21 protein-coding genes are annotated in these 20,465 nt (G+C 70.4%); 12 read left to right on the top strand and 9 right to left on the bottom strand.

Annotated elements, in window-relative coordinates:
- The first annotated feature begins 20 nt into the window (after positions 1 to 20).
- The 4 genes from maiA (at position 21) to AAHG03_RS07725 (ending at position 3,076) form a co-directional block, all read left to right on the top strand.
- A complete protein-coding gene (gene maiA / locus AAHG03_RS07710) occupies positions 21 to 668 on the top strand; it encodes a maleylacetoacetate isomerase (RefSeq protein WP_342149961.1) in 648 nt (215 codons plus the stop codon).
- Positions 669 to 795: 127 nt separating this feature from the next.
- Complete coding sequence (locus tag AAHG03_RS07715) at positions 796 to 2,127, top strand: NAD(P)/FAD-dependent oxidoreductase (RefSeq protein ID WP_342149962.1); 1,332 nt, start codon at positions 796 to 798, stop codon at positions 2,125 to 2,127.
- Positions 2,128 to 2,399: 272 nt separating this feature from the next.
- Positions 2,400 to 2,711, top strand: a complete 312-nt coding sequence (locus tag AAHG03_RS07720; RefSeq protein WP_342149963.1) for an EthD family reductase — start codon at positions 2,400 to 2,402, stop codon at positions 2,709 to 2,711.
- Between the two features lie 59 nt (positions 2,712 to 2,770).
- On the top strand, positions 2,771 to 3,076 hold the full coding sequence (locus AAHG03_RS07725) for a hypothetical protein (protein WP_342149964.1): 306 nt from the start codon (positions 2,771 to 2,773) through the stop codon (positions 3,074 to 3,076).
- A 191-nt stretch (positions 3,077 to 3,267) separates the two neighbouring features.
- Here AAHG03_RS07725 and AAHG03_RS07730 read toward each other — a convergent pair whose 3' ends face one another.
- The gene (locus tag AAHG03_RS07730; RefSeq protein WP_342149965.1) at positions 3,268 to 4,644 is read right to left on the bottom strand and encodes a methyl-accepting chemotaxis protein; all 1,377 of its coding nucleotides are present in this window, start codon (positions 4,642 to 4,644) and stop codon (positions 3,268 to 3,270) included.
- A 356-nt stretch (positions 4,645 to 5,000) separates the two neighbouring features.
- Here AAHG03_RS07730 and nadA point away from each other — a divergent pair, with 356 nt between their 5' ends.
- The 4 genes from nadA (at position 5,001) to AAHG03_RS07750 (ending at position 9,633) form a co-directional block, all read left to right on the top strand.
- On the top strand, positions 5,001 to 6,053 hold the full coding sequence (gene nadA, locus AAHG03_RS07735; protein WP_342149967.1) for a quinolinate synthase NadA: 1,053 nt from the start codon (positions 5,001 to 5,003) through the stop codon (positions 6,051 to 6,053).
- Positions 6,053 to 7,579 (top strand): L-aspartate oxidase, encoded by a 1,527-nt coding sequence (locus AAHG03_RS07740; protein ID WP_342149968.1) that lies wholly within the window; start codon positions 6,053 to 6,055, stop codon positions 7,577 to 7,579. Before nadA ends, AAHG03_RS07740 begins: the two co-directional genes overlap by 1 nt.
- The gene (gene nadC / locus AAHG03_RS07745; RefSeq protein ID WP_342149969.1) at positions 7,572 to 8,441 is read left to right on the top strand and encodes a carboxylating nicotinate-nucleotide diphosphorylase; all 870 of its coding nucleotides are present in this window, start codon (positions 7,572 to 7,574) and stop codon (positions 8,439 to 8,441) included. Before AAHG03_RS07740 ends, nadC begins: the two co-directional genes overlap by 8 nt.
- 532 nt (positions 8,442 to 8,973) lie before the next feature.
- Positions 8,974 to 9,633: a L,D-transpeptidase gene (locus tag AAHG03_RS07750; protein WP_342149970.1), complete on the top strand. Its 660-nt coding sequence runs from the start codon at positions 8,974 to 8,976 to the stop codon at positions 9,631 to 9,633.
- A 253-nt stretch (positions 9,634 to 9,886) separates the two neighbouring features.
- Here AAHG03_RS07750 and AAHG03_RS07755 read toward each other — a convergent pair whose 3' ends face one another.
- Positions 9,887 to 10,495: a Uma2 family endonuclease gene (locus tag AAHG03_RS07755; protein WP_342149972.1), complete on the bottom strand. Its 609-nt coding sequence runs from the start codon at positions 10,493 to 10,495 to the stop codon at positions 9,887 to 9,889.
- A 105-nt stretch (positions 10,496 to 10,600) separates the two neighbouring features.
- On the opposite strand from AAHG03_RS07755, the gene AAHG03_RS07760 reads away from it, so the two are divergent.
- The gene (locus AAHG03_RS07760) at positions 10,601 to 10,843 is read left to right on the top strand and encodes a DUF2171 domain-containing protein (protein ID WP_342149974.1); all 243 of its coding nucleotides are present in this window, start codon (positions 10,601 to 10,603) and stop codon (positions 10,841 to 10,843) included.
- A 39-nt stretch (positions 10,844 to 10,882) separates the two neighbouring features.
- Here the strand turns inward: AAHG03_RS07760 and AAHG03_RS07765 are convergent, their stop codons facing one another.
- The gene (locus tag AAHG03_RS07765; protein WP_342149975.1) at positions 10,883 to 11,314 is read right to left on the bottom strand and encodes a gamma-butyrobetaine hydroxylase family protein; all 432 of its coding nucleotides are present in this window, start codon (positions 11,312 to 11,314) and stop codon (positions 10,883 to 10,885) included.
- Positions 11,315 to 11,481: 167 nt separating this feature from the next.
- On the opposite strand from AAHG03_RS07765, the gene moaA reads away from it, so the two are divergent.
- Positions 11,482 to 12,468 (top strand): GTP 3',8-cyclase MoaA, encoded by a 987-nt coding sequence (moaA, locus tag AAHG03_RS07770; protein WP_412759730.1) that lies wholly within the window; start codon positions 11,482 to 11,484, stop codon positions 12,466 to 12,468.
- Between the two features lie 181 nt (positions 12,469 to 12,649).
- Here the strand turns inward: moaA and AAHG03_RS07775 are convergent, their stop codons facing one another.
- The 3 genes from AAHG03_RS07775 to AAHG03_RS07785 form a co-directional block, all read right to left on the bottom strand.
- Positions 12,650 to 13,567 carry a WcbI family polysaccharide biosynthesis putative acetyltransferase gene (locus AAHG03_RS07775; RefSeq protein WP_342149978.1) on the bottom strand — a complete coding sequence of 306 codons (918 nt, stop codon included), beginning with the start codon at positions 13,565 to 13,567 and terminating at the stop codon, positions 12,650 to 12,652.
- Positions 13,468 to 14,670 (bottom strand): GSCFA domain-containing protein, encoded by a 1,203-nt coding sequence (locus tag AAHG03_RS07780; protein WP_342149979.1) that lies wholly within the window; start codon positions 14,668 to 14,670, stop codon positions 13,468 to 13,470. Before AAHG03_RS07780 ends, AAHG03_RS07775 begins: the two co-directional genes overlap by 100 nt.
- A gap of 69 nt (positions 14,671 to 14,739) precedes the next feature.
- A complete protein-coding gene (locus AAHG03_RS07785) occupies positions 14,740 to 15,042 on the bottom strand; it encodes a DUF4926 domain-containing protein (protein ID WP_342149981.1) in 303 nt (100 codons plus the stop codon).
- Positions 15,043 to 15,168: 126 nt separating this feature from the next.
- Between AAHG03_RS07785 and AAHG03_RS07790 the strand changes: the two genes are divergently transcribed.
- A complete protein-coding gene (locus AAHG03_RS07790) occupies positions 15,169 to 16,044 on the top strand; it encodes an NAD(P)-dependent oxidoreductase (protein ID WP_342149982.1) in 876 nt (291 codons plus the stop codon).
- Here AAHG03_RS07790 and miaA read toward each other — a convergent pair.
- A complete protein-coding gene (miaA, locus tag AAHG03_RS07795; RefSeq protein ID WP_412759724.1) occupies positions 16,013 to 16,963 on the bottom strand; it encodes a tRNA (adenosine(37)-N6)-dimethylallyltransferase MiaA in 951 nt (316 codons plus the stop codon). The genes AAHG03_RS07790 and miaA overlap by 32 nt on opposite strands.
- A gap of 33 nt (positions 16,964 to 16,996) precedes the next feature.
- Here miaA and serB point away from each other — a divergent pair, with 33 nt between their 5' ends.
- Complete coding sequence (gene serB / locus AAHG03_RS07800; protein ID WP_342149985.1) at positions 16,997 to 17,893, top strand: phosphoserine phosphatase SerB; 897 nt, start codon at positions 16,997 to 16,999, stop codon at positions 17,891 to 17,893.
- 169 nt (positions 17,894 to 18,062) lie between these two features.
- Here serB and AAHG03_RS07805 read toward each other — a convergent pair whose 3' ends face one another.
- Both AAHG03_RS07805 and AAHG03_RS07810 read right to left on the bottom strand, forming a co-directional pair.
- Entirely contained in the window at positions 18,063 to 18,830 is a 768-nt protein-coding gene (locus AAHG03_RS07805) for a hypothetical protein (protein WP_342149987.1), read from the bottom strand.
- A 17-nt stretch (positions 18,831 to 18,847) separates the two neighbouring features.
- Complete coding sequence (locus AAHG03_RS07810) at positions 18,848 to 20,392, bottom strand: DegQ family serine endoprotease (protein WP_342149989.1); 1,545 nt, start codon at positions 20,390 to 20,392, stop codon at positions 18,848 to 18,850.
- Positions 20,393 to 20,465 lie beyond the last annotated feature (73 nt).

Genomic DNA, 20,465 nt, shown 5'->3' on the forward strand with positions numbered 1-20,465 from the left:
GCGCATAACAGGAAACCGCCATGAAAATGTACGGCAACTGGCGCTCGGCGGCGGCCTTCCGCGTGCGCATCGCGATGAACCTGAAGGGCATCGCTTACGAGGAAGTGTTCCTCGACCTCGACGCAGGCGACCAGTTCAAGCCCGACTTCCTCGCCATCAACCCGCAGGGCGCGGTCCCGGCCCTGTTCGACGGCGACGGGCCGCCGCTGACTCAATCGCTGGCGATCCTCGACTATCTGGAGGAGACCCACCCCGGCACGCCGCTGCTCCCGGCCGACCCGCGGGAACGCGCCCGCGCCCGTTCGCTCGCCCAGGTGATCGCCTGCGACACCCACCCCCTCTACGTGCCCCGCGTCCGCACCTTCCTGATGGAGCATTACGGGCTCCCGCGGGAAAAAATGCTCGACTTCCTGCGCAACGCCTTCACCACCGGCCTCAAGGTGCTGGAGCAGCGCCTCGCGACCGAGCCCGGCACCGGCCGCTACTGCCAGGGCGACGCGGTGAGCCATGCCGACCTGTGCCTGATCAGCCTGTGGGTCGGCACCGGCATCTTCGGCATCGACACCGCGCCCTATCCGACGGTGAAGCGCATCGCCGAGGACCTGCTGACCCTCGACGCGGTCGCCCGCGCCCACCCCCTGCGCCAGCCGGGCGCCCCGGCGCAGTAGGCCCGTGTTTACCCCGCGTGCCCCCTGCGCGGCGAACGAGTGGGCTCTTGCCGGGTTGCTGATGTAAGATCATTCCAAACAGGCAAGGGGCCGCCCGTGCGGCGGCCCGAGTGGAGTGGGGCGAGGAATGGTTCCGAGCGAGTCGGTCACCGATCTGCACAAGATCGTCGTGGTGGGAGGCGGCGCGGCCGGCCTCGAATTGGTGACGGCGCTCGGCAACAAGTACGGCAGGCGCGGCAAGGCCCACGTCACCCTGGTGGACCGGGCGCGGACCCATATCTGGAAGCCGCTGCTGCACGAGGTCGCCGCCGGCTCGCTCGATGTCGGCCACCACGCGGTCGATTACCTGCACCACGCCCACGCCAACCACTTCCGCTACCGCATCGGCGAGATGACCGGGCTCGACCGCGAGCGCCGGATCGTCCAGATCGCCGCGAGCCTCGACAGCGAGGGCCGCGAGGTCACGCCCGTGCGCGCGATCGCCTACGACACGCTGGTGATGGCGGTGGGCTCCACCACCAACGATTTCGGCACGCCCGGCGTGAAGGAGCACGCCATCGCGCTCGACACGCAGGAGCAGGCGGTGCGCTTCCACCAGCGCCTCGTCAACGGCATGCTGCGCGCCCACACCCAGGAGGGGCCGGTCCGCCCGGGCCAGCTCCACGTCACCGTGATCGGCGCGGGCGCCACCGGCACCGAACTCGCGGCCGAACTCCACCGCACCACCCGCGAGGTCGCCAAGACCGGCCTCGACAAGATCGATCCGGCCAAGGACCTCAAGATCACGCTCGTCGAGGCCGCCGACCGCATCCTGCCCGCCGTCCCGGCCCGGCTCGCGGGCGAGGTGATGGGGCTGCTCGGCAAGATCGGCGTCGAGGTGCGGGTGAAGGCGCGCGTCACCGAGGTGCGGGCCGACGGCGTGCAGCTCGCCGACGGCGGCTTCATCCCGTCCGAGCTGGTCGTGTGGGCCGCGGGCGTGAAGGGCGCGAACTTCCTCAAGGACCTCGGCGGCCTGGAGACGACGCGCAACAATCAGCTCGTGGTGACGCCGACCCTCCAGACCACCCGCGACCCCGACGTGTTTGCCATGGGCGACTGCGCCTACCTCGTCGAGCAGGGCTCGGACACGCCGATCCCGCCCCGCGCCCAGGCCGCCCACCAGCAGGCGGCGCATCTGCTCAAGCAGATACCCAACAAGATGGCCGGCAAGCCGTTGAAGCCGTTCAAGTACCGCGATTTCGGCTCGCTGGTGTCGCTGGGCGAGTACACCACCGTCGGCAACCTGATGGGCTTCATCCAGGGGAAGAATATGTTCATCGCCGGCCTCTTCGCCCGGCTGATGTACCGCTCGCTCTACAAGATGCACGAGACCGCGGTGAACGGCTTCTGGAAGACCGCCCTCGACGCGCTGGCGCGGGCGATTACGCGGCGGACGGTCGCTCGCGTGAAATTGCACTGAGGGCGGTCTCTTCACCCTCGACCGTCATTCCGGGGCTCGCCGCAGGCGAGAACCCGGAATCCACCCGTGATGCGGGAAACCAGGCTGAAGCTGCACCGTCGCGGCCAGTCGTGGATTGCACGCCTCCGGCGCGCCCCTTCGGGTCCGGGTTCCGCTACGCGGCCCCGGAATGACGGGGGTAGGGTATGCGGCCTCTCGCGCTTGAACCCACGCCCCCGCGCCTCATCTTCGCTTCCGACCGGCTCGCGTGAAGTCGGCTGGAAGGAGACGCCATGGTCCTAATCAGCGTGATGTATCCGAGCGACAGCGGCACCCGCTTCGACATGGATTACTATCTCAAGACGCACATGCCGCTGGTGAGCCAGCGCTGGTCGTCCAAGGGGCTGCACGACTACACGGTGCTCAAGGGCGCCGGCACGCCGGACGGCGGCACCGCGCCGTATCAGGTGATCGCCAACCTGCGCTTCGACTCCGCCGACGCCTTCAAGCGGGCCGCGGGCGAGGACGGCGAGGAGATTTTCGGCGACATCCCGAACTTTACCGACTCCCAGCCGGTGGTGCAGATCAGCGATTTCGCGGAATAAGCGCCGCTCCGGGCCGGTCCGCCGGCCCGGACGATGCGGGCAGGCAGGGACAAGCACCGATGATCGACATCATCAAGCAGTTGCAGGAGGCGAATCCTTCGCTCGGCACCACGATCATCGTGCTGCGCGCCGATTCGCGCGCGCTCAGCGATCCCGCGACGCTGACGCCGGAGGCGCAGACCTGGATCGCCGAGATGGCGCCCGACGCGCGCCTGTCGCAGGAAAAGATCCTGCTCGCCCCCTATCCGGGCGCGGCGCCCGCGGAGCGCACGGTGACGGTGCTGGCGTTCTCGGAGTCCCGCCACCTCGCCGCCTTCGCGACCGCCTGGACCGCGGACCCGATCGAGGACGAGGACGCGGCGTAGCGTTTTTCTGACAGCACTCCCACCCACACCCTCATCCTGAGGTGCCGCGCAGCGGCCTCGAAGGAGGGCTCCAGAGATCGCTGAGCGAACTGGAGCCCTCCTTCGAGGCTGAGCTGACGCTCAGCACCTCAGGATGAGGAGGTTGGGTGGGATGAAGGGACGAGACGGATGGGGCGCGGAGCGAAGCCGCCTCAGCGTCCCCCGACGATCCGCTCGGCCGCCTTGATCATGTCCTTCATCGCGGCGGTCGCGGCCTTGTAGGCGGGCGTGCCGACGTCCCAGTTGTTCTGAGAGATGGCCGTGACCATCCGGGCGGCTTCCTCGTGGGCCTTGGCCTCGGCGGTGAGGAAGGCCTCGACCGCGCTCGCATCCGCCCCGTGGCCGCGGGCGGCTTCCGCCGCGCGCTTGGCGGCGCGGTCGCGCAGCGTCGCGGCGGCTTGATTCGCGGGGGAGAAGCCGACGAGGATCGTGGCGAGCGCCCGCTTCCACAGGCCGATATCGGCGGGCAACCGCACCAGCTCGTAATGGTCGAGGCCGGAAGAATCCTCCAGCCCGGCCTGGGCCAGGGTCTCGGCCTTCACGAGGCGACCGGTGATGCTGTCGATCTCGGTGCGGGTCTTGGCGGCCTTCTCGGCGATGCTCTGGACGCTGCCCGAAATCTCCGAGGTGGCGCCGCGCTGCTGGCCGAGGGCGGCGGCAAGCGCCGCGTTCAATTCGCTGGTCTGGGCGATCCGCTCGGCCGCGTCCTCGACCCGGCCGCCGAGATTCTCCACCACGGTGTTGCCGGTCGCCACTGCCGCGCGGCTCTCCTCCACGGCCTTGGCGATCTGGCCCATCTCGCCCTGCAGCGTGTTGAGCCAAGTGCGGATCTGCTCGGTCGAGCGGGCGGTCTGACCCGACAGCGACTTCACCTCCGCGGCGACCACCGAGAAGCCGCGGCCGGCCTCGCCCGCGCGGGCCGCCTCGATCGTGGCGTTGAGCGCGAGCAGGTTGGTCTGGCTGGAGATCGTCGCGATGGTGCCCGCCATGGTGCCGATCTCGGCGATGGCGTTCTGGAGGAGCTTCAGCCGCTCGTCGATCTGGTGGGTGCGGTCGCGGATCGCGTCCATGGCGGCGCGGGCGTTGCGCACGTCCGAGGTGCAGTTCGCCATCGCCTCGCTGGCGGCGAGCGCGGAGGCGCCGGCCGAATCGGAGGTCTCCGACACCTCGGCGATGGAGGCGACCATCTCCTCGATGGCGCTGGCGATGGTCTGCGTCGATTGCGCGACCTCGCCGATGTCGTAGGTGGTCCAGCCGATGTTGATCGCGCTCTCGGAGGCCTCCTTGGCCACCGCGGCGAGCTTGGCGCGCTCGGCCCGCAGCCCGGCCTCGCGCGCCCGGCCGAGACCGCCGAGCGCGGCGCCGACCGGGGTGCCCTGGAGCGACGAATCGTCCTCGAGGCCCGCGCCCTTGGTCAACCGCTCGATCGCCGCAACGAGGCGTGCCTCGTCGGAAGGACCCTCGGTCCGACTCTCGGAATTCGACGGGACCGAAGGTCCCGCATCGCGACGGAACTTGAGAGGCAGCATGTTGATCCTGGGTACCTCCTCACTTTCGAGTGCTCGAAACGGTTGCGCCGTCCTCGGACTCGAAACAGCCCCGATCGAACGTCCGGAGATGCTTTGACCGTGTGTCCCGTGGACCCTGGCACCACGTCGTTAAAATTTGATTTCGGACAATGTTCTGGGAAGAACTTGTCGAACTTGCCCGAAGCCGCCGCCACGACTCGCGAGAACTAGACTGGATGGCCTAACCGGCAGCGCACCGCAGCCGGTTAGGTGCGTCGCAAAAATGATATGCTCAGTCTGGGCATATCTGGACAAGGAGGCGGGCGGCCCCTAAGTTAGGCGGCACAATGCTCAGTTTGAGCATAAAGGAGTGCACGATGTTGCAGGCTGGAACCGCCCCCCGCGCGGATGGTCGCCAGGCCTTCCCTCTGCCCGAGCTCTACGAGCGCGTGAGCCGCCACGTGCCGGCGGTGGAATGGCCGGCGCTCGCGCCCGACGTCGAGGCGATCCTGCGGCTCAAGCGCGAGCGCAACGCGGTCGTGCTCGCCCACAACTACCAGGCGCCGGAGATCTTCCACACGGTGGCGGACATCGTCGGCGACAGCCTCGCGCTCGCACGCGAGGCGGCCCGCGTCGATGCCGACGTGATCGTGCTGGCCGGCGTCCACTTCATGGCCGAGACGGCCAAGCTCCTGAACCCGGAAAAGACAGTTCTGATTCCCGACCTGGGTGCGGGCTGCTCGCTCGCCGATTCGATCACCGCCGCCGACGTGCGGGCGCTCAAGGCGAAGTATCCGGGCGTGCCGGTCGTCACCTACGTCAACACGTCCGCCGCGGTGAAGGCGGAGTCGGACGTGTGCTGCACCTCGGGCAACGCGGCCGACGTGGTGCGGGCGCTCGGCGTGCCGCGCGTGCTGATGATCCCCGACGAGTTCCTGGCCCGCAACGTCCAGCAGCAGGTGCCCGAGGTCGAGATGCTGACCTGGGCCGGCCATTGCGAGGTGCATGAGCGCTTCACGCCCGCCGACATCGCCGAGGTGCGCGACAGCTACCCCGGCATCACCGTGATCGCCCACCCGGAATGCCCGCCCGAGGTCGTCGAGGCCTCTGACTTCTCGGGCTCCACGGCGATGATGATGAACTATGTCACCGAGAAGCGGCCCGCCCAGGTCGTGCTCGTGACCGAGTGCTCGATGGCCGACAACATCGCGGTCGCCAACCCCGACATCGAGTTCATCAAGCCCTGCAACCTGTGCCCGCACATGAAGCGGATCACACTCGGCAACATCCGTCACGCCCTGGAGACGATGACCCACGAGGTGACGGTCGATCCGGACCTCGCCGACCGAGCCCGGATGGCGGTGGAGCGGATGCTCGCCGTCAAGCCGACCCCGACCGTCTCGCCCGCGCCCAATTCGGCCGCCGCCTGATGAGCATAGTCCCCCGCAGCCCCGCCGACCGCGTGATCGTGGTCGGCGGCGGCGTGGCCGGCCTCGCGACCGCGCTCCGGCTCGCCGCATGCCCTACCTCTTGCCCCGTCACGCTCATCACCGCCGTGCCGCTGGGGCTCGGCACCGCCACCGGCTGGGCGCAGGGCGGCATCGCCTCGGCCATCGGCCGCGACGACGCCCCGGCGCTGCATGCCGCCGACACGCAGGCCGCGGGCGCCGGGCTGACCGAACCGGAGACCGCGCTCGGCGTGGCGCAAGCCGGCCCCGGCCTGATCGACTGGCTCGTGGGTCTCGGCATTCGCTTCGACCGCGAGGCCGACGGCGCGCTGGCGCTCGGGCTGGAGGCCGCCCATTGCCGCCGCCGCATCGTGCGGGCACGCGGTGATTCCACCGGCGCGACCGTGCTGGAAGGGCTGGTGCGGGCGGTGCAGGCCTGCCCGACCGTCGAGGTGATGGTCGCGACCCTGCACGACCTGATCCGCGACTCCGAGGGCGCCGTGCGCGGCGTCGTCTGCGCCCGCGACGGCGCTGCCTTCCGCCTGCCGGCGCGTGCCGTGGTGCTCGCCACCGGCGGGCTCGGCGGGCTCTACGCCTCGACCACCAACCCGCGCGGCGCCACCGGCCGCGGCCTGCTCGCGGCTTCGCGCGCCGGGGCGGCGCTCCGCGACCTCGAATTCGTGCAGTTCCACCCCACCGCCATCGCGTCCGGCCGCGATCCGATGCCGCTCGCCACCGAAGCGCTGCGCGGCGAGGGCGCGGCGCTGATCGACGAGCACGGCGAGCGCGTCATGGTGGGCGTCACCGGGGGCGACCTCGCCCCGCGCGATGTCGTCGCCCGCGGCATCTTCCAGGCGCTGGCCCGCGGCCGCACGGTCTATCTCGACACGCGGGGGCCGCTCGGCCGCTCGATGCCGACGCGCTTCCCCACCGTGGCCGCGCTCTGCGCCGAGGCCGGCATCGATCCGGCGGTGCAGCCGATCCCGGTGCGCCCGGCGGCGCACTACCACATGGGCGGCATCCTCGTGGACGCGGCCGGCCGCAGCACCGTGCCGGGCCTGTGGGCCTGCGGCGAGGTCGCCTCGACGGGCCTGCACGGCGCCAACCGGCTCGCCAGCAACTCGCTTCTGGAAGCGCTGGCCTTCGCTCCGCGCATCGCCGATTCCATCGCCGATGCGGCGCCCGCCACCGCCCCGATCCGCCCCGCCCCGCTGCCCACCGCCTTCGCAGGCGGGGAGGGCGCGCCGGACGCGGTGCGGGCGATCATGGAGCGCCATGTCGGCGTGGTCCGCGACGAGGCCGGCCTGACCCAGGCCATCGACCTTCTCGAGCGGCGCAAGGACTGCCCGGCCGCCGAGACCGGACTGATGATCGCGCGCGCGGCGCTGGCTCGTCGCGAGAGCCGCGGCGCTCATTGGCGCAGCGATTTTCCGGGGCAGCTCCCGGCCCACCACTCGGTGACGGCGCCGGCCGAGGCGAGCGCGGAACAGGAACTCTCCGATGCGTGACGACCTGCTTCCCAAATTTCTCCCCTTGCCCCGCATCCTGGTCGAGCCCGTGGTGCGAGCCGCCCTGCTGGAAGACCTCGGCCGGGCCGGCGACATCACCACCGATGCCATCGTCCCGCCCTCGGAGCGCATGGAGGCGGTGATCGCCTCGCGCCAGGACGGCGTGATCGCCGGCACCGACGTGGCCGTGATCGCCTTCGAGCTGATCGACCCGAGCCTCAAGGTCACGGTCGAGCGGCCGGACGGCGCCCGCGTCGCGCCGGGCGACGTCGTGATCCGCCTGTCCGGCCCCGCCCGCGCGGTGCTGACGGCCGAGCGCGTCGCCCTCAACCTGCTCTGCCGCCTCAGCGGCGTGGCCACCGCCACCGCCTCGCTGGTGGAGGCGGCGCGGCCCCATGGTAAGGCCAGCATCGTCTGCACCCGCAAGACCACGCCGGGCCTGCGGGCGCTGGAGAAGCACGCGGTGCGCGCGGGCGGCGGCTCGAACCACCGCTTCGGCCTCGACGACGCCGTGCTGATCAAGGACAACCACGTCGCGGTGGCCGGCGGCATCGTGCCGGCGATTGAGCGCGCCCGCACGCGGGCCGGCCACCTCGTCAAGATCGAGGTCGAAGTCGATACGCTGGCCCAGCTCGAACAGGCTTTGTCGGTCGGCATCGACGCCGTACTCCTCGACAACATGAGCCCCGAGATGCTGCGCCAAGCCGTCGGCATGGTGGACGGGTGCGCCCTGACCGAGGCCTCGGGCCGGATCAACCGCGACACCGTCGGCGCGGTCGCAGCCTCGGGCGTCGATCTGATCTCGGTCGGTTGGATCACCCACAGTTCGGCGATCATCGATCTGGGGCTGGACGCGGCGTAAGCCCAAGCCGGGCGCCCCGCTCCACCACCGCCCGCGCCAGGACCTGACAGAGCGGCGATCGCACAACGCGACGCAAGTCCCTCCCCCTCTGCGGGGGAGGGTGGCCGCGGAGCGGACGGGAGAGGGGCAGCGCGAGGCTGCCGCCTGGCCGCCGTCGACCAGCCATCTCGTGAAACGGGGTTCCCCTCTCCCGACCCCCTTCGGGGGCCACCCTCCCCCGCAGAGGGGGGAGGGATGCGGCGATGGCGTTGCGTCGGAAAACAATCACGTCGCGCTGGCCGCCCGCCTCGACGACGAGGTGGCCGATCCAACGCGCCCCCGACACGCACGGCAGACGCATTCCTTCCCCTCGAACGGCCAAGCTGACATAGTGTGGCCACATGGTCACGAGGCCGGCCGAACCGGTGGTGCGGCGCAAATCAAGCTTGGCTTTGACGGCCGAGCGTTTACGCCTTGGCGATGATCCGCACGGCATCGTGCGCCGAGAGTTCGCCGCGTTCCCCCACATCCCGCCTGTCCCCAAGAGGACCTGATGCGCCGTTTCGTCACCGCCCTGAGCGGGCTCGCCTGCGCGACGATCGCGCTGGCCGGCCCCGCCGCCGCCTACGAGATCGACCCGCTCACCCGCCAGCCGCTCTCCGACGTGCTCACCGTGCGCGTGCGCGCGCAGCCGGTCCCGACCGCCAACGCCGCCCTGCCGGCCGCCGACCCGCTCCAGCAGAGCCCGGCCGCCGCCGTGCCGCAGGCGACCGCCATCGGCCGCGAGACGGTGCCGTATTCCGGCCCGCACGCCCCCGGCACCATCGTGGTCTCCACCGCCGAGCGGCGCCTCTACCTCGTGCTGCCCGGCGGCGAGGCGATGCGCTACGGCGTCGGCGTCGGCCGGCCCGGCTTCACCTGGGGCGGCACCCAGACCGTCACGATGAAGCGCGAATGGCCGGATTGGCGCCCGCCGGCCGAGATGCTGCGCCGCCGCCCCGACCTGCCGCGCTACATGAAGGGCGGCATCGAGAACCCGCTCGGCTCGCGCGCGATGTATCTCGGCAACACGATCTACCGCATCCACGGCTCCAACGAGCCGGAGACGATCGGCACCGCCGTCTCCTCGGGCTGCATCCGCATGACCAACGAGGACGTGGCCGACCTCTACACCCGCGTGAAGGTGGGAACGCGGGTGATCGTCCAGCGCTGAGCAGAAGCCTCGACACGTTCGAAGAGCGTCGGCCCGATGGGCCGGCGCTCTTTTCGTTTCCGGTGTTAAGCGAACGGCTCCCCATACCAACCCCCTCATCCTGAGGTGCCGCGCAGCGGCGTCGAAGGAGGGCTCCAGCGGAACGCGCGATCCCTGGAGCCCTCCTTCGAGGCTTCGCTACGCTTCGCACCTCAGGATGAGGGCGAGGATGGGATGGGCTGTCTTGCGGGGGCCGTGCCGGCTCGGCGGCGTCTCAGCGCGCCTCGCCGCGATCCGTGATCGGCCGCAGCACGGGCACGTCGAAATAGACGCGCTCGACCTCGATCTCGAAGCCCACCGCGTCGAACCGCAGCGTCTCATCGGGCGCGGTCAGCACGTCGAGGCGCCAGCCCTCGTCGGTGCGCTCGTAAGGCTCCACCTGCATCTGGTCCTGATAGACCAGGGCGATGTGCCGAAGCGTCGGGAGCGACTTGTAGAACTTGAGCTTTCCGCCCCGGTCGTGGTCCATCGTCGAGGGCGACAACACCTCGACCACCACGAGCGGATCGGTGACGGCGGTCCGGTTCTGCCGCGGGCCGCAGCGGACGACGATGTCGGGGCGGGTCTTGTCCCGGCCGCGGCTGTCGTCGGAGCGCTGGACGCGCATGCCGCCCTGGTAGCTCCGGCACCCGGTCGCATCCATCGCGAGCTTGAGCGGCGCGCCGATATTGCCCGCGATCTGCTCGTGGTTCTCGGTCGGATCGCTCATCATGACGAGCTCGCCGTCCACGAGCTCCCAGTCGCAGTCGTCGGCCTGCGCCGCCACGAACCGGTCGTAGTCGGCGATGGTCAGGGCGTCGGGCTGATGGGCGGAGCCGGCCATGGAGCACTCCCGTCGGATGAACCTAACCGACCGCTCACGCCTGCGCGAGCCAGGAACATCGCCGTTCCGCCCCCGGTTGCGCCAGCGACAACCAGGGAGAAACACATGGTCGATGCCAGCCACATCCGCGAACACGCCACCGTCGTCGGCTCCGACGGCGGCCATGTCGGCACCGTCGATCACGTCGACAAGGGCGAGATCAAGCTGACCAAGACCGATCCGGACGCGGGCGGCCTGCACCACTACATCCCGCTCGACTTCGTCGATTCGGCCGACGGCGATCAGGTGCGGCTCAATAAGCCCGCCGACGAGGTGAAGCGCGAGTGGAGCACCTCGGGCGCCGCCTGATTCTCTTGTGAGTGAGGGGCGGCGCTTGGCCGCCCCGTCTCAGTGGCAGCCGCAGCTTCCGCTGCCGCATCCGCCGCCGCTGGTCTGTCCCCCCTTGGCCGGCGCGCTCGCGGTGCGGTCGCGGGTCAGGCCGCGCTCGTCGAGTTCCTTGAGGTAGGTCTGCCAGCGGTTCCGGTACTCGCGGCCGAGATCGTACAGGTAGCCCCAACCGTAGATGCCGGTGTCGTGCATGTCGTCGAAGTGGAGTTTTACTGCATAATTGCCGACCGGCTCGACCGACAGGATCGCCACCTCGCGCTTGCCGCCGATCACCTTGCGCTCCGCCGGGGAATGGCCCTGCACCTCGGCCGAGGGGCTCGACACCCGCAGGTACTCCGCCGGCAGATCGAACCGGCCGCCATCCTCGAAGGCCACGCGCAGCGTCCGCTTGTCGCCGGTCAGGCGGATTTCTGTGGGCCAGCGCTCGCTCATCGGGCAAGTCTCACGTATTTGCTCGCGTATCTGATCCGCGCCGGGATCGGTTGTGGGCCGGCGCATAAACCCTCATATGGCCGAAGATGTTGGATCTGTCAGCCGACAAGCCGAACGCCGCCGAAGCCCCCCGCGACGAGGCGCCGCCGCGCCTCAGACCGGCGCCCCTGATCGACCCGTTCCAGCGGGCGATCACCTACCTGCGCCTGTCGGTCACCGACCGCTGCGACTTCCGCTGTGCCTATTGCATGGCCGAGGACATGCAGTTCCTGCCCAAGCGCGACCTGCTGACGCTGGAAGAGCTGGACCGGCTCTGCGGCGTGTTCGTGGAGCGCGGCGTGCGCAAGCTCCGCATCACCGGCGGCGAGCCGCTCGTGAGGCGCGATATCATGCAGCTCTTCCGCCGCCTGTCGCGCCACCTCAAGAGCGGCGCGCTGGACGAGCTGACGCTGACCACGAACGGCTCGCAGCTCGCCCGCTTCGCCCCGGAACTCGCCGATCTCGGCGTGCGCCGCATCAACGTCTCGCTCGACACGCTCGACGCGCAGAAGTTCAAGGAGATCACCCGGCGGGGCGATCTCGGCGTGGTGCTCGCCGGCATCGAGGCGGCGCAGCGGGCCGGGATCAAGGTGAAGATCAACGCCGTGGCGCTGAAGGGCGTCAACGAGGACGAGATCGAGCCGATGCTGGTCTGGGCGCACGAGCGCGCCATGGACATGACCCTGATCGAGGTGATGCCGCTCGGCGAGATCGACGGCGATCGCACCGACCAGTTCCTGCCGCTCTCGGTCGCCCGGCAGCGGCTCGAAGAGCGCTTCACCCTGACGCCGCTGCCCGACCGCACCGGCGGCCCGGCCCGCTACGTGCGCGTCGAGGAGACCGGCGGGCGGCTCGGCTTCATCACGCCGCTGACGCATAATTTCTGCGAGAGCTGCAACCGCGTGCGCCTCACCTGCACCGGCAAGCTCTACATGTGCCTCGGCCAGGAGGACGCCGCCGACCTCCGAGCGGCGCTCCGCGCCTCCCCCGACGACGCGCTGGTGACCCGTGCCGTGGTCGAGGCGATCTCGCGCAAGCCCAAGGGCCACGACTTCGTCATCGAGCGCGCCCGCCCGGCGGCCGTGCCGCGGCATATGAGCGTAACGGGGGGCTGAGGCGTCGCCTCTCGCCCCCTTCATCCCACCCACACCCTCATCCTGAGGTGCCGCGAAGCGGCCTCGAAGGAGGGCTCCAGGGATCGCGCGATCCGCTGGCAGCCTCCTTCGAGGCCTCCGCTTCGCTCCGGCATCTCAGGATGAGGGGGTGGGGTGGGAGGCGCGTCGATCCGACGAATCCTCATGCCAGCGGCCGCAGGGTCTCCAGCACGTCCCGCTTGCCGAGCCAGCCCTGTACCCGGTCGCAGTACTGCGCGATCCGCGGGATGTTCGCATAATGCGCCAGCGATCCCTCCACCATCGCCCGTAATTCCAGGCAGCGGGCGGCGTCGAGGAGGAAATCGAAGCCGCCGAGCGGCGGCTTGAAGGTGGTGCTGCCGGAAACCCCGTAGCGGGCGGCGATCTCAGGGTAGACCGGCCAGACGCTGCCGCTCAGCGGATCGGGCAACACGTCCTCGCAGCGCACCGCGCGGGCCGGGATGCCGGCCCGATGCAGGGCAGCGCGGGCCAGATCCTCCAGCACGAACAGCTTTGGATGGTTGATCGTGTGCATGAAGCAGCCGCGGCGCATCCAGCCGGCGAACAGGCGGTCGAGGTCGAAGCCGTGCGCGCGGCTCGTCGCCAGAAGCGAATCGCGGGAGGCAAACCAGCCGTCGAGATAGCCGACCTTGGAGAACACCTCGGCCCGGAACAGCGAGACGATCGCGTCGGCGGAAAAGCCCTGCGCGAAGCCGTAGACGATCAGCGCCGAGTGGTAGTCGCCCATCGGCGAGCCGAAGTTGCGGCCCTTGTGGCCGATATAGACGATGTCCGGATGGAAAGCCGGGAAGACGATGGTCGGCAGCGGGACGAAGACCCGCGCGGCCGCGCGCAGGCGCGCCGGCGTGAGCGCGCCGAGCCCGGTCCCCTCGATCGGCAGGGCGATCGTGAGGTCGGCCCCCGCCGCACGGTCGAGCAGCCCCTCGGGGCTCGTCTCGAAATGCGCGAGGTTGGCGGGCTCTACCGCGGCGACCTCAGCCTCCGGCGCAAGGAACTGAAGGCACCCACCCAGGACCGCGACCTGGCAGTTGGTGCCGACGACGAGGATGCGTCTAGCCACGGCCGCGCGTCTCCGGCCAACAGCTCCTCGTCGCAGATGACCGCGGCCTGCGCGGCAAACTCGACCTGCGCCTCGTGCAGGCTGCGCGACGAGGCGGGAAGGGCGTCGGCATCGCCGCCCTCGGTGAGATGGCGGAAGAACACCCGCATGACATGGTCGACACCGTCCTTGCTGACGGATCTGAGATCGCTCTCGAGATAGCGGAAGGCACCCTCGGGCGAGGTGACGATCTCGTAGGAGGGGAAGTAGAGCGTGTCGTCGCGGGTGTCCGCGAGGCGCTGCGCGGCGACCCGCAGCACCGCCTTGCTGTGCACCGTCGATTGCAGCACGTGGCGCGGCGCGTAGGTCGCCACCAGCGGCACCGGCGACACCGTGAGGATGATCCGCGCGCTCGGGTTCACCGCCTTCAGCGCGTCGGCGAAGGCGGTGAGGTCGGCGATGACCCCCTCGACCGGCTGGTCGACGAAGACGTACGTTTCCGGGTCGAAGCTGCCCGCCGCGACGCCGGGGCAGAGCGGGAAGGCGGCACCGTCCACGGCGGCCTGCCAGCCCTCGGTGAGGCCGAGGGTGAAGACGAACACGTCGAGTTCTTCGAACAGCCGCCGCACCTGCGCGAGATGCGTCTCCCGCTCGGCCTCGATCGCCTCCGGCGAGGCGAAGCCCTCGGGCTCGATGCGCGGGCGAAAGGGATCGGCGAAGCGTCCGTCCGGCCGGGTCCAGGCGGCGTCCTGCGGCGTGAACCGGCCATAGGCCCGCTCGATGAGCTGGCGCAGCTGGCGCGCGGTGTAGACGTTGCCGTAGCGCGCCGAGAACAGGCGGAACCCCCGCGCCCGCGCTGCCTCCGGCGCCGTGCCCTCGGGCGCGTCCTCGGTGACGAGATAACGGTAGCCGCTTGCCTGGAGCCGGTCGGCGATGTGCTGCGCGAAGCAGCTTCCGGCGGTGGCGATCCGGGTCTGGCGGGTGAGGCGGAACGCGGGCGGGATCGGCGGCCCGGCCATCGGATCGAGCGCGAACAGCGGAACCCCGCCGACCGAGCGGTCCCAGAAGGCGTGATCGGCGAGCCCCGAGTAAGGGTTCTTCTTGGGTGAGGGGCGGTCCGTCATCGGCGGGCGGACCGTAGCGGAGCGGGGAGAGGGCGGCAACGTGGGGGGCGGCCAGTCTGGTCGCGGGTTCTACGATGCCTTGGACGAACCTGTCCGCTCCATCGGCTCATCGCGTGATACGACCTTCAAAAGGCCGGCATCCACGGTGGCGAGCGCGTCCACCGGTCGCGTGAACTCGACCTCGAAGGCCGCGCCGCCGGCCCAGATCGCGACGACGGTCCCGACCGACCCCAGCGGCACCGGGGCGCCCTCGTCCGCGAGCACGTCCGCCAGCAGTTCGACCCGATCGAGCTCGCGGAGGCCTTGCCGCTCGCCGCCGACGGCTGGAGACGACGGCGCCTCCGTGACGACGGTGAGGATGCGGTGGACCATGTCGGGAAACTACGTCCTACGGCGTGTACCGCAAGCCCCGACACCTTGTCCGCATTTTGAATGCGTCTACGTCGGCGATAGAGCGAGCCTTACAGAATCCAACCAAGAGCCGGAGACACCACACCCATGGCAAACGTCGCATTCCTGGGGCTCGGCGTGATGGGCGCGCCGATGGCGGGGCATCTTGCCAAGAAGGGTCACGCGGTCACGGTCTACAACCGCACGGGGGCGAAGGCCGAGGCGTGGGTCCAGGCGAATGGTGGGAAGGCCGCCGCGACGCCGCGGGAGGCGGCGGCGGGCGCCACAATCGTGTTCGCCTGCGTCGGCAACGACGACGATCTGCGCTCGGTGGTGCTCGGCGAGGACGGCGCCTTCGCCGGGATGGAAAAGAGCGCGGTGTTCGTCGATCACACCACGGCGTCCGCGGAAGTCGCGCGCGAGCTGTCGGCGGCGGCCGATGCGGCGGGTCTGCGCTTCATCGATGCGCCGGTCTCCGGAGGGCAGGCGGGGGCCGAGAACGGCGTGCTCACCGTGATGTGCGGCGGCGAGGAGGGTGCGTTCGCGGAGGTCGAGCCGGTGATCGCGGCCTTCGCCCGCTCCTGCCGCCTGCTCGGGCCCTCGGGCTCGGGCCAGCTCACCAAGATGGTCAACCAGATCGCCATCGCCGGGCTGGTGCAGGGGCTGTCCGAGGCGATCCACTTCGCCAAGCGGGCCGGGCTCGATGTCGAGGCGGTGCTGGAGGTGATCTCCAAGGGCGCCGCCGGCTCCTGGCAGATGGAGAACCGCGGCAAGACTATGAACGCCGAAAAGTTCGATTTCGGCTTCGCGGTGGAGTGGATGCGCAAGGATCTCGGCATCCTGCTGGCCGAGTCGCGCCGCAACGGCGCGCGCCTGCCGGTGACGGCGCTGGTCGATCAGTTCTACGCCGAGGTCGAGGCCATGGGGGGCAAGCGCTGGGACACGTCCTCGCTCATCGCCCGGCTGCAGCGCTCAGGCGCGTGAGCGCGAGGGCTCGCGCTTCGTCCGGCGCGAGCCAGTGCCAGTCCGCCCCCATCTGGTGGCGGAACCACGTGTGCTGGCGCTTGGCGTAGCGGCGGGTGTCGCCCTGGCCCCGGGCGATCGCCTCGTCCAGCGAGAGCGTGCCGTCGAGATGCGCGATCAGCCCCGGCACGCCGTGGGCGCGCATCACCGGCAGCAGCGGGTCCAGGTTTTTCGCGCGCAGGGCCGCGACTTCATCCAGCGCGCCGTCCTGCATCATGGTGAGGAAGCGCGCGTCGATCCGGCGGCGCAACTCCTCGCGCTCGACGGCGAGAAACATCTTGAGGAGCGGGCGGCCCGCGAGCGGACCGGGCTGGCGGCTGTCGTGGAACGAGCCGATCGGTCGGCCGGTGGCCGAAAAAATTTCGAGCGCCCGCATCACCCGCATCCGGTCGGAGGGGCGCAGGCGCGCGGCGCTCTCGGGATCGCGCTCGGCGAGCCACGCGTGCAGGGCTTCGGTCGGCCGGCTCTCGGCTTGCGCGCGGATCGCGTCGCGGATGGCGTCGGGCACCTCGGGAAGGTCCGACAGACCCTCGTCGAGGGCGCGGAAGTAGAGGCCGGTGCCGCCGACGAAGATCGGCAGCCGGCCCGCCACGTCGGCTTCGGAAAGAATCGCCGCGGCCTGCCGCTGGAAGTGCCCCACGGAAAAGTTCACGGCGCCGTCGATGCTGCCGTAGAGACGGTGCGAGGCCAGCCCCTCCTCCGCCGGGCTCGGCCGGGCGGTGAGGACGCGCAGATCGGAATAGACCTGCATCGAGTCGGTGTTGATCACCACGCCGTCGAAGGCGCGCGCCAGCGCCAGCGCCAGGGCCGACTTGCCCGAGGCGGTCGGCCCTGCGATGAGAACCGCCGCCGGGCGGTCGCTGTCCGATCCGTCCGCCACCGGCACGGCGTCCTCTCCGAAGATTTTTCCGCAATGACTCTCGTCGCGACGCTGATAGCAAACCCGGACCGGCCCGCCATCACCGACGCGGTGCTGGCCGAGGCCCGCCGGGTGCTCGGCACCGATCACCAGCCGCGCATCCTGCACGGCGAGGTCGCCGCGGAAGTGCTGGTCCCGGCCGAGCCCGAGGAGGCGGGCGCGCTCACCGAGCGCCTGCGCGCGGCGCTCGACGGCGAGCCCATCGACATCGCCGTGCTGCCCGGCGGCGCCCACCGCCGCAAGCGGCTGTTTCTCGCCGACATGGATTCGACCATGATCGAGCAGGAATGCATCGACGAACTCGCTGACCTCGTCGGCATCAAGCCCGAAGTGAGCGCCATCACCGAGCGGGCGATGCGCGGCGAGATCGCGTTCGAGCCGGCGCTGCGCGAGCGGGTCGGGCTGCTGAAAGGTCTGCCGGTCGGCGTGATCGACGGGCTGATCCGCGACCGCATCCGCCTCACGCCGGGCGGGCGCACCCTGGTCGCGACGATGCGGGCGCACGGCGCCTATGCCGCCCTCGTCTCGGGCGGGTTCACGCTGTTCACCGGGCCGATCGGCGCAACCATCGGATTCGACGAGACCCGCGCCAACGTCCTCGACGTCACTGAGGGGCACCTGACCGGCTGTGTGGTCGAGCCCATCGTCGGGGCGGAGGCCAAGCGCGCGACCCTGATCGAGCTGCGCGGGCGCCTCGGCGTTTCCGCGAGCGAGACGCTGGCAGTGGGCGACGGGGCGAACGACCTGCCGATGCTCGGGGAGGCGGGGGTGGGCGTGGCGTTCCGGGCCAAGCCCAAGGTCGCCGCGGCGGCGCGGGTGCGGATCGAGCACGGCGACCTGACGGCACTGCTGTACCTGCAGGGGTACTCGGCGGCGGAGTTCGTGAGCTGAAGAAGCCTTCTTCCCACCCAACCCCCTCATCCTGAGGTGCGGAGCGAAGCGCAGCCTCGAAGGAGGGCTCCAGTTCGCGCGCGATCCCTGGAGCCCTCCTTCGAGGCTGCGGCGCGGCACCTCAGGATGAGGGGGTGGGATGGGAGACGCCTTGTAATGACGGCGCGCCTCAGCTTGAGGCCTTCCGGCGGTAGAGGACGCCGACCAGCGCCAGCGACACCGCGAGCGAGAGCGACAGCGCCGCGACGTAGGTGAGCGCGATGCCCTCCGTCGGCGCGAGCCGGATCACTGCGAGGTTGAAGGCGCACAGCCCCACTGCGCCCGACACCGTGCCGCGGATGGTGGCGACCGCCGCATCCCGGCCGCTCTGGGCGTGGACGAAGACGATCAGCGGCCACGCGATCACCGGCACCGGCGCGAGCAGGCCGCTGAGCGCGGGGCCGAGCAGCGGCGCAGCGAGCGTCACCATCACGACGAGGCCGGTCGAGACGGCGATGCGGGCGGGCAGATCCCAGGGCGGCAGGCGAGCCGGGCGGGTGCCCGCGGAGGCGCCGCGGGTGAGAACCAGCAAGAGACCGGTCAAGGCGAGGTCGGCGAGGACCAGGCCGGTGTCCGAGCCGATCCGGCCGGCGGCGAGCGCCCAGAGCGCGAATCCGCCGAACCCGGCGAAGCAGGAAAAGAGAACCGAACGTCGGCTCGCCAGGAGGTAGGCGAGATACGAGACCAGCACGGCGCCGACGCCGACGAGGGAGCCGTGGGCGGCGGCGCCCGCGAAGGGCAGGCCCTGTTCCAGGGCGAGGTAGAGCGAGATCGGCCCGGAGGTGAGCGGCAGGCCGGCGACGATGCCGCCCGCGGCCGCGCCGAAGCGCCGGTTCACGAGCGTGACCAGCGCCATCAGCAGCGGCGTGACGGCGAGTTTGACCGCGAACAGGCCCACCCGCCGTCAGTCGGTGATCAGTCGAGGCCGATCGCGACGAAGCGCACGTCGCCGCTGAGGCTGGCGACCAGCAGCAGCACCGACTTGCGGCCGTCCTTCTTCAGCGCCTCGACGCGCTTGGTGACGTCGGTGGGGGACGACACCGCCTCCTGGCCGACCTCGACGATCACCTCGCCCGGCTGGATGCGCTTGTCGGCGGCGGTCGAGTTCGGATCGACCTTGGTGACGACGACGCCGCTCTTCACCGTCTCCTTGATGTTGTAGCGCTTGCGCGCCTCGTCCGAGAGACCGGTGAGGTTGAGGCCGAGAATCTGGCGGTTGACCGATTCCGGCTCCGGCTGCTTGGCGTTGGCGGTCTGGACCTTCTCGCCGTCCTCCAGGCGCCCGAGCAGCACGGACTTGGTCTGCTCCTCGCCCTTGCGGACGACCTGCACGTCGACCGTCTTGCCGACCGGGGTCGCCGCGACGATGCGGGGCAGTTCGCTCGACGACTTCACCGGCACGCCGTTAAACTTCACGATCACGTCGCCGACTTCCAGCCCCGCGGTCTTGGCCGGGCCCTTCTCGTCGATGCCGGCCACCAGCGCGCCCTTGGCGCCGCCCTTGAGGCCGAGCGCCTCGGCGGTGGCGTCATCGACGTTCTGAATGCGCACGCCGAGCCAGCCGCGGCGCACCTCGCCGAACTGGCGCAGCTGCTCCACCACCGGCGAGGCGGTGCCCGAGGGCACGGCGAAGCCGATGCCGACCGAGCCGCCCGACGGCGACAGGATCGCCGTGTTGATGCCGATCACCTCGCCGTCCATGTTGAACAAGGGACCGCCCGAATTGCCCTTGTTGATGGCCGCATCGGTCTGGATGTAGTTGTCGTAGGGACCGGAATCGATGTTGCGGCCCCGCGCCGAGACGATGCCGGCGGAGACCGAGCCGCCGAGCCCGAACGGATTGCCGATCGCCATCACCCAGTCGCCCGGGCGCATCTTGTCGGAATCGCCGAAGGGCACGGACTTGAGCGGGCGCTCGGCCGTGGGCTTCACCCGCAGCACGGCGAGGTCGAGCTTGGGGTCCTTGCCGACGATCTCGGCCTTCAGCTTCACGCCGTCGCTGAGGATGACCTGGATATCGTTGGCGTCGCCGATGACGTGGTTGTTGGTCACCACGATGCCCGACGCGTCGATGATGAAGCCCGAACCCAGCGAGTTCGACTTGCGCGAGGGCGAGCGCGGGCTGTCGTCCTCGCTCTTGGGGCTGCCCTGGTTGTTCCCGCCGCCGCGGCGCTTGAAGAATTCCTCGAACAGGTCCTCGAACGGCGTGCCCTGCGGGAGCTGCGGCAGGCTGCGGCCGCTGCTCTTGGCCTCCACCGTGGTCGAGGCCGAGATGTTGACCACCGCGTCCGTCACCTTCTCGGCGAGGTCGGCGAGGGATTCCGGGCCCTTGGCCAGGGCGGGCAGCGGCAGCGCGACCGCGACGCCCAGACAGACGCCGGTGAGCGCCGAGGCGGCGCGCCGGGCGAACGAGGGCCGACGGGCCCGGTCGGCATTCGCGGCGAGTCTCGCAGCGGGCATCATGGGCGGTTTCCTCATGGTCTCGGGTGCGGCCCCGTTCGTCGGGCCCGCCTATAGATTCCGCGGCCGGCAC

The sequence above is a fragment of the Methylorubrum subtropicum genome, from assembly GCF_038442325.1.
Lineage (GTDB): Bacteria > Pseudomonadota > Alphaproteobacteria > Rhizobiales > Beijerinckiaceae > Methylobacterium > Methylobacterium subtropicum.

Excerpts from the sequence above, each read along its gene's own strand:
- AAHG03_RS07740 (WP_342149968.1), top strand. The coding sequence starts at position 6,053 with ATGAGCATAGTCCCCCGCAGCCCCGCCGACCGCGTGATCGTGGTCGGC.
- AAHG03_RS07780 (WP_342149979.1), bottom strand. The coding sequence starts at position 14,670 with ATGACGGACCGCCCCTCACCCAAGAAGAACCCTTACTCGGGGCTCGCC.
- AAHG03_RS07730 (WP_342149965.1), bottom strand. The coding sequence starts at position 4,644 with ATGCTGCCTCTCAAGTTCCGTCGCGATGCGGGACCTTCGGTCCCGTCG.
- AAHG03_RS07765 (WP_342149975.1), bottom strand. The coding sequence starts at position 11,314 with ATGAGCGAGCGCTGGCCCACAGAAATCCGCCTGACCGGCGACAAGCGG.
- AAHG03_RS07755 (WP_342149972.1), bottom strand. The coding sequence starts at position 10,495 with ATGGCCGGCTCCGCCCATCAGCCCGACGCCCTGACCATCGCCGACTAC.
- nadA (WP_342149967.1), top strand. The coding sequence starts at position 5,001 with ATGTTGCAGGCTGGAACCGCCCCCCGCGCGGATGGTCGCCAGGCCTTC.
- serB (WP_342149985.1), top strand. The coding sequence starts at position 16,997 with ATGACTCTCGTCGCGACGCTGATAGCAAACCCGGACCGGCCCGCCATC.
- AAHG03_RS07715 (WP_342149962.1), top strand. The coding sequence starts at position 796 with ATGGTTCCGAGCGAGTCGGTCACCGATCTGCACAAGATCGTCGTGGTG.
- AAHG03_RS07760 (WP_342149974.1), top strand. The coding sequence starts at position 10,601 with ATGGTCGATGCCAGCCACATCCGCGAACACGCCACCGTCGTCGGCTCC.
- AAHG03_RS07720 (WP_342149963.1), top strand. The coding sequence starts at position 2,400 with ATGGTCCTAATCAGCGTGATGTATCCGAGCGACAGCGGCACCCGCTTC.
- nadC (WP_342149969.1), top strand. The coding sequence starts at position 7,572 with ATGCGTGACGACCTGCTTCCCAAATTTCTCCCCTTGCCCCGCATCCTG.
- AAHG03_RS07785 (WP_342149981.1), bottom strand. The coding sequence starts at position 15,042 with ATGGTCCACCGCATCCTCACCGTCGTCACGGAGGCGCCGTCGTCTCCA.
- maiA (WP_342149961.1), top strand. The coding sequence starts at position 21 with ATGAAAATGTACGGCAACTGGCGCTCGGCGGCGGCCTTCCGCGTGCGC.
- AAHG03_RS07790 (WP_342149982.1), top strand. The coding sequence starts at position 15,169 with ATGGCAAACGTCGCATTCCTGGGGCTCGGCGTGATGGGCGCGCCGATG.
- AAHG03_RS07725 (WP_342149964.1), top strand. The coding sequence starts at position 2,771 with ATGATCGACATCATCAAGCAGTTGCAGGAGGCGAATCCTTCGCTCGGC.
- AAHG03_RS07750 (WP_342149970.1), top strand. The coding sequence starts at position 8,974 with ATGCGCCGTTTCGTCACCGCCCTGAGCGGGCTCGCCTGCGCGACGATC.
- AAHG03_RS07810 (WP_342149989.1), bottom strand. The coding sequence starts at position 20,392 with ATGCCCGCTGCGAGACTCGCCGCGAATGCCGACCGGGCCCGTCGGCCC.